Below are 12196 nucleotides of genomic sequence, written 5' to 3' on the forward strand. Positions count from 1 at the left end.
GAGGAAAGACGATGCAAATCATTCTGCTGGAAAAGGTCGTCAACCTCGGCAACCTGGGCGATCTCGTCAAGGTCAAGGACGGCTACGCCCGTAATTTCCTGATCCCGCAAGGCAAGGCCAAGCGTGCCACGCCGGTCGCCCTGAAAGAGTTCGAAGCCAAGCGCGCTGAACTCGAGGCTGCCGCCGCCGCGAAGCTCGACGCCGCCAAGGCGCTCGCCGAGAAGTTCGCAGGCGTGGTCGTCACCATCGCCCGTAAGGCTGGTGTTGATGGCCGTCTGTTCGGTTCGGTGACCAACCACGACGTCGCCGAAGGTCTGGCCAAGCTCGGCTTCGATCTCGAGAAGTCGGCCGTGCGCATGCCCACCGGCCCGCTGAAGATGATCGGCGAGTCGGAACTGGAAGTCTCGCTGCACACCGACGTCGTGGCCACCGTCAAGGTCGTCATCGTCGGCGAGCAGTAAGTCGACCCGGAGCGCCGCGCGTTAAGGCTCGCGGCGCCATGAAGCCCTGCCCGGACTTCCGTGCAGGGCTTTTTTGTTTCCGCCTGCGGATTTCCGGAGGCGATGCCGTCATCGTGCGGAGCGTCGTCCGGTGCGGTACACTCCCATTTTTTCGGGGCGCCGGTGCGCTCCGGTTTGCCCGGTGATGTTCGATGGCCAAGCCGTTCAATTCTAAATTCCCCAAGAAGCCGGGCAGCGGCTCGTTTGCCGACTCCGACGATCCTGCGATTGCCCAATTGCGCGTGCCGCCGCATTCGATGGAGGCCGAGCAGTCGGTGCTCGGCGGTTTGCTGCTCGACAATGCGGCCTTCGACAAGATCGCGGACCTCGTCGGCGAGGCCGATTTCTACCGCGACGAGCACACCCGGATCTACCGTCAGATCCGCCGGCTGCTCGAACGCGGCAAGCCGGCCGACGTGGTCACGGTGGCCGAGAGCCTCGACCACGCCGGCGAATCGGGCGAGACCGGCGGCCTCGCTTACCTCGGCGAATTGGCGGCCAACACGCCGTCGGCGGCGAACATCCGGCGTTATGCCGAGATCGTGCGCGACCGGGCGATCCTGCGCAAACTGGTGACGGCCGGCGACGAGATTGCCGGCAACGCGCTCAACCCGCTCGGGCGCGACCCGAAGCAGTTGCTCGACGAGGCCGAAGCGCGGGTGTTCGCCATCGCCGAGAGCGGTTTCCGCAGCCAGACGGGCTTCCAGCACATCAATCCGCTGCTCACTCAGGTCGTCGATCGCATTCAGGAACTGCACGACCGCGAGAATCCGTCCGACATCACCGGCGTGCCGACCGGCTACGGCGACCTCGATGCGCGCACCTCGGGCCTGCAGCCGGGCGACCTGATCATCGTCGCCGGGCGTCCGTCGATGGGTAAAACCTCGTTCGCGCTCAACATGGGCGAGAACGTGGCGATCGAAGTCGGTTTGCCGGTCGCCGTGTTCTCCATGGAAATGGGCGGCGCGCAGCTGGCCATGCGGATGCTGTCCTCGGTCGGCAAGCTCGATGCGCACCGCGTGCGCACCGGTCGGCTCAATGACGACGAGTGGTCGCGGCTGTCGTTTGCCCTCGGCAAGATGCACGAGGCGCCGCTCTACATCGACGAGACGCCGGCGCTCAACCCGATCGACCTGCGCGCGCGGGCGCGGCGCTTGGCGCGCCAGTGCGGGCAGCTGGGCCTCATCATCATCGACTACCTGCAGCTGATGACGGGCGCCAACCCGGGCGGCGGCGAGAACCGGGCCAGCGAAATCTCGGAAATCTCGCGTTCCTTGAAAGGCCTAGCCAAAGAGCTTCACGTGCCGGTGATCGCGCTCTCGCAGCTTAACCGCTCGCTCGAGCAACGGCCGAACAAGCGCCCGGTGATGTCCGACCTGCGCGAATCGGGCGCCATCGAGCAGGACGCGGACATCATCATGTTCATCTACCGCGACCAAGTCTATAACCCGGATAGCCCGGACAAGGGCACGGCCGAGATCATCATCGCCAAGCAGCGTAACGGCCCGATCGGGACGGTGCGCCTGGCCTTCCTCGGCGAATACACGCGCTTCGAAAGCCTGGCGCACGGCATGGGCAAGGTCGAAGACCTGTACTGAGCGTTGGGAGTCCCTTGGCGGCGCGGTCTGCTCGCTGCGCCGTCGGCTTCACTTGCCTTGGTCGCGGGGTGCGCCGTGCGCCCCTGGAAGGGCCGCTGGATGCGCCCTGTAGCCGGCCTGGAGGTCGCATCCCGCTTGCCTTCCGGCATGGCCTCGGATCGGGATCCGAGGCCATGAAAACCTTGACTTAGACGGCGCTGCGTTCGGCGCGGACGGCGTAGCTCAGACGCGTTCCGGACGACGGGTCGAACAGGCCTTCGGGCGTTTCGAGCTTGGGCGCGGCGAGGTAGGGTAGTGGCGCGCCGTTCAGGCCGCGCAGGTTGACGTCCTGGGCCGCGTTGTAGCCGATCCAGTTCATTTCCCAAAAGCCGAAGAGCAATTTCTTGAGCACGTTCAGCTTGGGGTCCTGCAGGCTCAGTTGTTCGTCGTGGATGGCCTTGCGCACGTCGGACGGATTGACCGCCACCCAGCTGTAACCCGGTACGTAGAACTCGGCGCGGCAATGCTGCGCCTGGCTCAGGTCGCCCGTGACGCCCAGGCTGCCGAACAGGCGGGAGCTGTCCAGCCGCAGGCCGAAGACCGGACGGGCCGGGATGCCCAGCGAGCGGCAAAGGGCCACGAAGAGCAGCGAAATGTCGGCGCTGCGTCCGGCCAGGCGGCCGCTGTCGAGCATCTGTCCGATGTTCTGGTTGCCGATGCCGGCGGCTTGCGGGTCGTAGCTGGTGTTGTCGATCACCCATTCGTAAACGGCCTTGGCCATGGCCAGCGGGTCCTTGACGCGGCCGATGGCGCGTTCGGCCGTGCGATGCACGATGCCGTCGGTCGGCATCTGCTCGGTCGGCTGCAGGCAGCGGCGCAGGACTTCGGTGCGCTCGGCGACGTTGTTGCGCCGGGTGATGTCGAAGTGCCGATCCTGGGTGGCGATCTGGCTGGTCAGCTCAAGGCGCATCTCTTCGCCGCCGTTGGGCCATTCGGCGTAGAACACCTCCATGTCGGCGACCGGATCGCGGTAGATGCCGGCCTGGCTGAAGTTGCCCTGCCAGCGGTGGCCGAGCGAGCGCGCCCAGGGCGTGTCACGGTACTGGACGAGGGGCAGCCAGAGCCGGGTCGGGCCGCGCGTCGGAGCGAGGGTGAGCGTCGAACGTACGTCGTGGCCGCGCCAGTTGGGCGCCGGCTCGTCGGGCAGGCTGACCGCGTTGCGCGGTTCGCTGTGCGCGCCGGTGCTGTCGGTCTCGCTGGCCGCTGCGGCCGGCTTCTTGTTGGTCTTGGGCTTGGGTTTCGGCTTCTTGGCTTTTTCCTGGGCCTTCTTGGTTTGCGCCAAGGCTGGGGCGGCGCCCAGCAGGGACAGGATCGCCGTGGCGGAAAGAAAGTCGCGGCGTTTCATCGACGCTCCGGAATGCGTTGACACTCGGCGCGGGTCGACGCGCCTTGATCCGGGCGCCGAACGTTTCGCGCCGCCTGAAAGATGCAGCTGCGGGGGTCGGGCGAGCGCCCGCCAAGGGCGGCGAACCGCCAAAACGACAGAGCCGTGTCAACAGGGACACGGCTCTAACGTGGCGCCGATTATAGCACTTCGGCGGCGTGGTCCGCGAGCCGGGAGCGCTCGCCGCGCTGCAGGGTCACGTGGCCGGAATGGGCCCAGCCCTTGAAGCGGTCGACGACGTAGGTGAGCCCTGAACTGCCCTCGGTGAGGTAAGGGGTGTCGATCTGGGCGATGTTGCCCATGCAAACCACCTTGGTGCCGGGGCCGGCGCGGGTGACCAGGGTCTTCATCTGCTTCGGGGTGAGGTTCTGCGCCTCGTCGATGATCAGGAATTTGTTGAGGAAGGTGCGTCCGCGCATGAAATTGAGCGACTTGATCTTGATCCGGTTGCGGATCAGGTCGTGGGTGGCCGCGCGCCCCCACTCGCCGGCCTGCTCGTCGGTCTTGTTGAGCACTTCGAGGTTGTCTTCGAGGGCGCCCATCCAGGGGCTCATCTTTTCTTCCTCGGTCCCGGGCAGGAAGCCGATGTCCTCGCCGACCGGAACGGTGACGCGGGTGATGATGATTTCCGTGTAGCGGCGGCTGTCGAGCACCTGGGTCAGTGCGGCGGCGAGGGTGAGCAGCGTTTTTCCGGTGCCGGCCTGGCCGAGCAGGGTGACGAAGTCGATCTCCGGGTCCATGAGCAGATTGAGGGCGAAGTTCTGCTCGCGGTTGCGCGCGGTGATGCCCCAGACGGCATTCTTGGGATGGCTGTAGTCGATCAGCGTCTCGAATTCTGCGCTCTTGCCCGTGACGTTGCGCACCACGGCCTGGAAGGGAGGCTGCGCATCGTCCTGAAACAGGAATTCGTTGGTCAGCAGCTTGGCGCAGAGCGGCCCTTTGACGCGGTAGGCGGTGCGGTTGTCGTGCTTCCAGGACTCCATGCCCTGGCCGTGCTTGTCCCAGAAATCAGCCGGAAGCTGGCGGATACCGCTGTACAGGAGGTCGGTGTCTTCGAGAACCTTGTCGTTGAAGTAATCCTGCGCCTCGAGCCCCAGCGCGCGCGCCTTGATGCGCATGTTGATGTCCTTGGACACCAGAATGACCGGGCGGTCGGGGTTGAGGCGCTGCAGGTGGATGAGGACGGCCAGGATCTGGTTGTCGGCCTTGGCGGTCGGGATGCCGATCGGCAGGTCGTTGGCGATGGCTTCGGTTTGCAGGAAGAGGCGCCCGCTGGCCAGCTTGTGCGACGGGCTGGCCAAGGGAATGCCCTTGCCAATGGCCTCGGTGTGGCTGCTGACGATTTCGTCGAGGGTGCGCGTCACCTGGCGCGCGTTGCGGGCGACTTCGGAGAGCCCTTTCTTGTTGTTGTCGAGTTCTTCGAGCGTCATCATCGGCAGATAGACGTCGTTTTCCTCGAAACGGTAGACGCTGGTCGGGTCGTGCAGGAGGACGTTGGTGTCGAGGACGAAGATCTTGCTGTGCGGGGCGGACGATTTCTTGCTCTTGCTGCGAGTGCTCGTCTTGTGAAGCATGCGGATCTCCTGTTGCCGATGGAAGGGTCAGAGGGTTCTCACGTAATCGAGAACCCCCTGGGCATGACCCGGAACCTTGATGCCGCGCCATTCGCGGCGCAAGATGCCGTGAGCATCGATGACGAAGGTGCTGCGCTCGATGCCGCGCACCAGCTTGCCGTACAGCTTCTTCTCCTTGATGACGCCGAAACGCTGGCAAAGCGTCTCGTCGGTGTCGCTGATCAGCTCGAAGGGGAGGGCTTGCTTGGTCTTGAAGTTTTCATGCGAACGCAGGCTGTCGCGCGAGACGCCCGCAAGCACGCAGCCAGCGGCCAGAAAGTCAGCGTGGAGGTCGCGGAATTGCTGCGCCTCGGTGGTGCAGCCGGGGGTGCTGTCTTTGGGGTAGAAGTAGAGGACCACGGTTTTTCCGCGCTGCGCGGAAAGACGGAAGGGGGTGGGGCCGGTCGCCGGCAGTTCGAAATCGCTGACGGGCGTGTCGAGCATGGTTCGTGTCCTTTCCTGATGGATTGTTGCGGTGTTGTCCAGGGTTGGTCAAGCGCCGCGACGAATGGTTCGCCCCGAGGCCACACCGGATGTGGCTTCGGGAGGGCGGCCGGCGTCCGCCGGATCAGAGCCGGAAGCGGGAAACGCTGGATTTGAGCGCCGTGGAGAGGTCGACCAGGCGGCGTGCGGTGTCGGCGACCGCGTCGACGGCGTGGGCATTGTCGTCGGAGAGGCGGGCGATCGACTCGACATTGCGGGCGAGGTCGGTGGAGGTCGATTTCTGCTCGCGCAGGGCGTCGGAAATGGCTTCGATCGAATGGCGCACGGTTTCCGAGGCCTTGCGGATTTCCCGCATCGAATCGCTGGCCTGGCCGGCGGTGTTGACGACCGTGCCGACTTCGTCGTGACTGGCCTGCATGCTGCCGGCCACTTCGTTGGCGCCGTTCTGGATGGCGGTGACGACGACGCTGATCTCTTGCACCGAGGTCGTGGTGCGTTGGCGAGCTTGCGCACCTCGTCGGCGACGACGGCGAAGCCGCGGCCTTGTTCGCCGGCGCGCGCGGCTTCGATGGCGGCGTTGAGCGCGAGGAGGTTGGTCTGCTCGGCGACTTCGCGGATGACGGTGGTGATGCGCCCGATCTGCCGCACTTGCTCGGAGAGCCGTCCCATCTGTCCGGAGGTGGTTTCCACGTGCCCGGCGACGCGTTCGACCTGGGCCGCTGCGGTCGCCACCGCCTGGCCACTGTCCTCGGCGCGCAGGCCGGCGTCGCGGGCTTGCTGGTTGGCGTCCTGTGCGCTCGAGGCAATGTGGTCGATGCTGACCGTCATTTCCTCGACCGCGGCGGCCGCCGAGGCGGTGGCCGCCGTCTGGCCTTCGGTGCTTTGGGCGACGCGTTGCGCGGAGTCCGAAAGCTGGGTGGTGGCGTCGTCGACTTCGCCGGCGTGGGTGGCGACCTCGGCGATCGTCTGCGCCAGGTCGGCGCGCATGCGTTCGAGTGAATCCATCAGCCGGCCGATTTCGTCGCCGCCGCGCGGGGCCGCATCCTGCATGGCGCGCAGATCGCCGCCGGCGACCTGGGCCGCGAGCCGGTTGGCTTGGGCGATGCGGGCCGTAAGCCGGCGCATGGTGCCGATGCCGATGGCCAGCGAGACGGCGACCGCGGCGGCGAGCAGGGCGAGCGAGACGAAGGCGGCCTGGCGCTTGGTGGCTGCGGCGGCTTCGGCCTCGCGTTTGCCGAGCGCTTCGTTGTGGAGCTTGTGCTTGGCGAACTGGCCGGAGAGGGCGTCGGCGAGCGGCTGCTTCTCGGCAACCTTGAGAATGGCGTTTTCCTGTTCGTAATCCCAGGACAGCGCGACGACTGCGGCCACGACGTCCTTGAACTCGGTAAAGAGGCGCTGATTTTCGGCGAGCAGGCGGCGATCCTCGTCGTCGCTGACGAGTTCGGCGTAGTTCTTGAGTTCCTGTTCGACCCGGGCGGTTTCTTGCTCGATGCGTTTGTCGATATCGACCTTTTTCTTGGCGTCGTGGCTGACCGCGTGCGTCAGCATCCAGTGCTGCAGGCGGTAAAAGGCCGTCGCGGCGCGGTCGAGCGTGAGCATGCTCGGCACGGTGTCTTCGTTACCGTAGTTGGCCGCCCGGTAGACCTTGTCCATCTGCAGGTAGGCGAGACCGGAGAGCAAAAGCAGGCACAGCGTGGTGCTGGCGATCAACACGATCAGCCTTTGAGCGATGGTCATGGCGTGCGGTCCAAGTGTCGGCAGAGGTCCTCAAACCATACCTTGGCGGGGCGTGCTTGCCAAGCCCGGGAATGCCCTTGGCGTATAACTTTCGGCGTGTTTTGGAAGGCTTTTTTTGTGGTTCATTCCCCGCCCGGAGCGGCGGGCGGGGAGGTTCCGCTTAAGGCGCGGTTTTGGACGTTCTAGAGGCGGAAGCGGGCGATGCTCTGTTTGAGTTCGTCGGCCAGCGTAACCAGTTGCTTGGCCGTGTCGGCGACCGAGTCCACCGCCTGGGCGTTCTCCTCCGACAGCTGGGCGATCGATTCGACGTTGCGGGCGAGGTCGGTCGAGGTGGTCTTTTGTTCGCGCAAGGCATCGGAAATCGCTTCGATCGAATGGCGCACGGTTTCCGAGGTGCTGAGGATGTTTTGCATCGAGGTGCTGGCTTGATTGGCGCTGACCACGACCGCGCCGACCACGCCGCGGCTGGTCTGCATGCTGTCGACCGCGGTCGCGGCGCCGTTCTGGATGGCGGTGACGACGGCGCTGATCTCTTGCACCGAGGTCGTGGTGCGTTCGGCGAGCTTGCGTACTTCGTCGGCGACGACGGCGAAGCCGCGGCCCTGTTCGCCGGCGCGCGCGGCCTCGATGGCGGCGTTGAGCGCGAGGAGGTTGGTCTGTTCCGCGACTTCGCGGATGACCGTGGTGATGTTGCCGATCTGTTGCACCTGTTCGGCGAGCGCCTGCATCGTCTTGGCGGTGTCCTCGACCTGCGCGGCGACCTTGGAGATTTGCCGCGTCGCGTCGTCCACGCTCTTGCCGCTCTGCACTGCCAGGGTGCCGGCGTTGGCGGCCTGGCTGTTGGCATCGTGGGCGCTGCTGCCAATGTGGTCAATGCTGACTGTCATTTCTTCCACCGCAGCGGCGGCCGAGGCGGTGGCCGCAGTTTGTCCTTCGGTACTTTGCGTGACTTGCTGCGCCGTGCCCGCGAGTTGGCTGGCGGAGTCGACCACGCGCTCGGCGTTGCCCGCCACGGCAGTGATCGTCTGGGCGAGGTCCTGGCGCATCCGTTCGAGCGATTGCAGCAGTTGCGCCAGCTCGTCGCGCCCTTTGGCCTCCGCCGTTTCGGCGTGGCTCAGGTCGCCCGCTGCGATGCGTCCGGCGAGGGTGTTGGCGGCCAGGACCCGGCGCGTGACGCTGCGCGTGATCCCGATCCCGATGATCAGCGAGACGGCAATGGCAGCGGCCAGCAGGGCAACGTTGATCAGTGTGGCGCGCTTGATTTCGCTGGCCGCGCTTGCGGCGTGTTCGCGCCCCGTTTCCTCGTTGAGATCCATCAGCTTGTCGAAAAGCGCGCTCAGTTTTTCTCCGACCTGGCGTGCGGTCTCGATTTCGCGCATCGCATCCTCGGTGCGGTAGTCACGCGAGGCGGCGAGGACGACTTCGAGGTCGTGCTGGTAGGTGCTGAGTGCGGTCACGAGCTCTTTGGCCAGTTGTCGGTCTTTCTCGTCCGAGATCAGTTTTTCGTATTTTCCGAAGAGGGTGCCGATTTCCTTGAAGCGATTAGTCGCGGTTTTTTCGAGCTCGATCTTGGCGCGCGGATCATTGGTGATGACGTGTCCGTAGATGTCGCTGCGCAGCCGCAGAAACTGGGTGTTGGCGTCGTTGAGGAGCTGCAGGCTGGGGATGCTGTTGGTGTTGGCGTAGTTGGTGGTTTCGTACACTTTGCGCATCTCGGTGTACATGGTGCCGGAGAGCAGGAACAGGATGGCGATCGAGGTGGCGATGAGTACCGTCAGGCGTTGCGCGATTGACATTGCTTCTCAAGTCTCCAGTGGGGCACGGCGCGTGCAAAAAACTTCGAGTATATCGCCTGCCTGTGCAATCGTCATATCGAAAGCGCGAATTCGAGCATTTCCTTTCTCGAAAGGGAAAGTTCGTGCATTACGAAGGCTTTGAGGTTATAATTTTCCGGTTTAGCCAGAATTCACATCAGCGGAGAGCGTCATGCCTGTCGTCGAGGTTCGTCATCCACTCGTCAAGCACAAAATCGGCCTGTTGCGCGAGGTCGATATCAGCACCAAAAAATTCCGTGAACTGACCGCCGAGCTGGCGCGCCTGCTCACGTACGAAGCCTGCCGCGACTTCGAGCTCGAGCGCTGCACCATCCAGGGCTGGGCCGGTCCGGTCGAGATCGACCAGATCAAGGGTAAGAAGGTCACCGTGGTGCCCATCCTGCGCGCCGGCCTGGGCATGCTCGATGGCGTGCTCGACCTGATTCCCAGCGCCAAGGTGAGCGTGGTCGGCATCGCCCGCAACCACGAGACGCTGGCGCCCGAGCCGTATTTTGAGCGCTTCGTCGGCCAGCTCGACGAGCGCATGGCGCTGATCGTCGATCCGATGCTCGCCACCGGCGGCTCCTTGATTGCCACCGTCGACATGCTCAAGCGCAACGGCTGCAAGCACGTGCGCGCTCTGGTTCTGGTTGCCGCGCCGGAAGGCATCAAGGCCATGCAGGACGCGCATCCCGACGTCGACGTGTACACCGCGGCGGTCGACGACCGGCTCAACGAGGTGGGTTACATCATGCCCGGCCTCGGAGATGCGGGCGATAAGATTTTCGGAACCAAGTAAGCGGGAAAAAGAGCCTCCGGGCTCTTTTTTTTAGCCAGTCTTTCTACAAGGAGAACCATGAACACTGCCACCGAACCCGTTTGGCGCACCGCCCTCTCCGGCGCGCAAATCCTGTTCGTCGCCTTCGGCGCGACCGTCCTCGTGCCGCTTCTGACCGGCCTCAACCCCAGTCTGGCGCTGCTCGGCGCCGGCATCGGCACCCTGATCTTCCAGTTCTGCACCAAGCGTCAGGTGCCGATCTACCTCGGTTCGAGCTTTGCCTTCATCGCGCCGGTGATCTACTCGGTGCAGACCTGGGGCATGCCGGCGACGCTCGGCGCGCTGGCTGCCGCGAGCTTCTTCTACTACGTCGCGGCGGCCCTCGTGAAGTGGCGCGGTGTCGAGTTCATCCATCGCCTGCTGCCGCCGGTGGTCATCGGCCCGGTGGTGATGGTGATCGGTCTCGGGCTTGCGCAGGTCGCGGTCGGCATGGCCACCGGTAAGGCCGGCGATGCGCAGGTCATCCCGTACGAAACGGCGATTTCCATCGCCGCGATCTCGCTCCTCGCCACGATGCTGACGGCGATCCGTGCGCGCGGCCTGCTCAAGCTGGTGCCGATCCTGGTCGGCGTTGCGGTCGGTTACGTCGTCTCGATCTTCATGGGCATCGTCGATTTCTCCAAGGTCACCAACGCCGCGTGGATCGCCATCCCCGAGTTCGGCAAGCCCGAATTCAACATGGCCGCGATCCTGTTCATGATTCCGGTCGCGATCGCCCCGATCGTCGAGCACGTCGGCGGCGTCCTGGCCATCGGCTCGGTCACCGGCAAGGACTACACCGAGTCGCCCGGCCTGCACCGCACGCTGTTCGGCGACGGTCTGGCGGTCAACGTCGTCGGCCTGTTCGGCGGCCCCCCGGTCACCACCTACGGCGAAGTGACCGGCGCGGTGATGCTGACCAAGAACTTCAACCCGGTGGTCATGACCTGGGCGGCGTGCTTTGCCATCCTGATGGCCTTCGTCGGCAAGTTCGGCGCCGTCCTGCAGACCATCCCGCTGCCGGTGATGGGCGGCATCATGGTTCTGCTCTTCGGCTCGATCGCAGGGATCGGTCTTAAAACGATCATGGACGGTCGCGTCGAACTGTCCAATGCGCGCAATCTTTGCATCGTTTCGGTGACGCTGGTTACCGGTATTGGCGGGCTTGGTGTTACCATTGGCAGTTTCTCGCTGCACGGCATCAGCCTGTGTGGCGTGCTGGCCGTCCTGCTCAATCTGGTTTTGCCGCGCGAGCCCGAACACAGCTAGTCTGGGTCCGGGTTGTCCAACCCGTACTGAAAGGAAGAACAATGAAAAAAATCTCGGCTCTCCTGCTGGCGCTTGTCGCCGGGGTGTTCATCGCCGCCTGCAGCAAGCAGGAACCGGCGCCGGCACCCAAGCCCGCGCCCGCACCGGCCCCGGTCGCTGCCGTGCCGGCGGCGATCACGGTCGGTCTGGACGATCACTTCCCGCCCATGGGCTTCCGCGACGACAAGAACGAACTCGTTGGCTTCGACATCGACCTGGCCAAGGAGGCCGGCAAGCGTCTGGGCCTCGAGGTCAAGTTCAAGGCCATCGACTGGAGCGCCAAGGAAGCCGAGCTTTCGGGCAAGCGCGTCGACGTGCTGTGGAACGGCCTGACGATCACCGAGCAGCGCAAGGCCAACATCCTGTTCACCAAGCCTTACCTTGAGAACCGCCAGATCATCGTGGTCACCGAGAAGGCCGAGATCAAGGACAAGGCCGGGCTCGCCGGCAAGGTCGTCGGCGTGCAGGACGGCAGCAGCGCCATCGAGGCGGTGCAGAAGGACGAAGCCACGGCCAAGTCGCTCAAGGAGCTGAAGAAGTTCGGCGACAACGTGACCGCGCTGATGGACCTCTCGGCGGGCCGTCTGGACGCGCTGGTGGTCGATGAAGTCGTCGGCCGCTACTACACGGCCAAGAAGCCGGGCGAGTACCGCGTGCTTGAGCAGCACTTCGGCACCGAAGACTACGGCATCGGCACCCGCAAGGAAGATACCGAGCTGATGGCCAAGATCGAGAAGGTGATGGACGAGATGAAGAAGGACGGTTCGGCCGCCGCGATCTCGACCAAGTGGTTCGGCAAGGACATCATCAAGCCGTAAGCGAAACGCCCTGATCGTTCAAGACGTTGCACGGGACGCCCCGGCCGGAATTCCGGACCGGGGCGTTGCCTTCGTAACCGACGGTTCGGGCACCAGAACAACAGGGAGTATCGGGGAGATGCAG

General features: G+C 64.7%; 10 protein-coding genes. 5 read left to right on the forward strand and 5 right to left on the reverse strand.

Annotated elements, in window-relative coordinates; translation table 11 throughout:
• Positions 1-11 precede the first annotated feature (11 nt).
• Complete coding sequence (rplI, locus tag QMB55_RS07295) at positions 12-461, forward strand: 50S ribosomal protein L9 (protein WP_497588021.1); 450 nt, start codon at positions 12-14, stop codon at positions 459-461.
• Between the two features lie 191 nt (positions 462-652).
• Complete coding sequence (gene dnaB / locus QMB55_RS07300) at positions 653-2098, forward strand: replicative DNA helicase (protein WP_497588022.1); 1446 nt, start codon at positions 653-655, stop codon at positions 2096-2098.
• A gap of 187 nt (positions 2099-2285) precedes the next feature.
• Here the strand turns inward: dnaB and QMB55_RS07305 are convergent, their stop codons facing one another.
• The 5 genes from QMB55_RS07305 to QMB55_RS07325 form a co-directional block, all read right to left on the reverse strand.
• Complete coding sequence (locus QMB55_RS07305) at positions 2286-3482, reverse strand: transglutaminase-like domain-containing protein (protein ID WP_497588023.1); 1197 nt, start codon at positions 3480-3482, stop codon at positions 2286-2288.
• A gap of 179 nt (positions 3483-3661) precedes the next feature.
• Entirely contained in the window at positions 3662-5095 is a 1434-nt protein-coding gene (locus tag QMB55_RS07310) for a PhoH family protein (RefSeq protein ID WP_497588024.1), read from the reverse strand.
• Between the two features lie 27 nt (positions 5096-5122).
• The gene (locus tag QMB55_RS07315; protein WP_497588025.1) at positions 5123-5578 is read right to left on the reverse strand and encodes a peroxiredoxin; all 456 of its coding nucleotides are present in this window, start codon (positions 5576-5578) and stop codon (positions 5123-5125) included.
• A gap of 48 nt (positions 5579-5626) precedes the next feature.
• Positions 5627-7315: a methyl-accepting chemotaxis protein gene (locus tag QMB55_RS07320; RefSeq protein WP_497588026.1), complete on the reverse strand. Its 1689-nt coding sequence runs from the start codon at positions 7313-7315 to the stop codon at positions 5627-5629.
• A 182-nt stretch (positions 7316-7497) separates the two neighbouring features.
• Positions 7498-9111 carry a methyl-accepting chemotaxis protein gene (locus tag QMB55_RS07325; protein WP_497588027.1) on the reverse strand — a complete coding sequence of 538 codons (1614 nt, stop codon included), beginning with the start codon at positions 9109-9111 and terminating at the stop codon, positions 7498-7500.
• A 190-nt stretch (positions 9112-9301) separates the two neighbouring features.
• Here QMB55_RS07325 and upp point away from each other — a divergent pair, with 190 nt between their 5' ends.
• From upp to QMB55_RS07340, 3 genes are read left to right on the forward strand one after another with little or no spacing between them, the layout of a single operon-like run.
• Complete coding sequence (gene upp / locus QMB55_RS07330) at positions 9302-9928, forward strand: uracil phosphoribosyltransferase (protein ID WP_497588028.1); 627 nt, start codon at positions 9302-9304, stop codon at positions 9926-9928.
• Between the two features lie 57 nt (positions 9929-9985).
• On the forward strand, positions 9986-11215 hold the full coding sequence (locus QMB55_RS07335) for a uracil-xanthine permease family protein (RefSeq protein ID WP_497588029.1): 1230 nt from the start codon (positions 9986-9988) through the stop codon (positions 11213-11215).
• 41 nt (positions 11216-11256) lie between these two features.
• A complete protein-coding gene (locus tag QMB55_RS07340) occupies positions 11257-12072 on the forward strand; it encodes an amino acid ABC transporter substrate-binding protein (RefSeq protein WP_497588030.1) in 816 nt (271 codons plus the stop codon).
• The last annotated feature ends 124 nt before the right edge of the window (positions 12073-12196 follow it).

This window comes from Propionivibrio sp., from assembly GCF_041441355.1.
GTDB lineage: Bacteria > Pseudomonadota > Gammaproteobacteria > Burkholderiales > Rhodocyclaceae > Propionivibrio.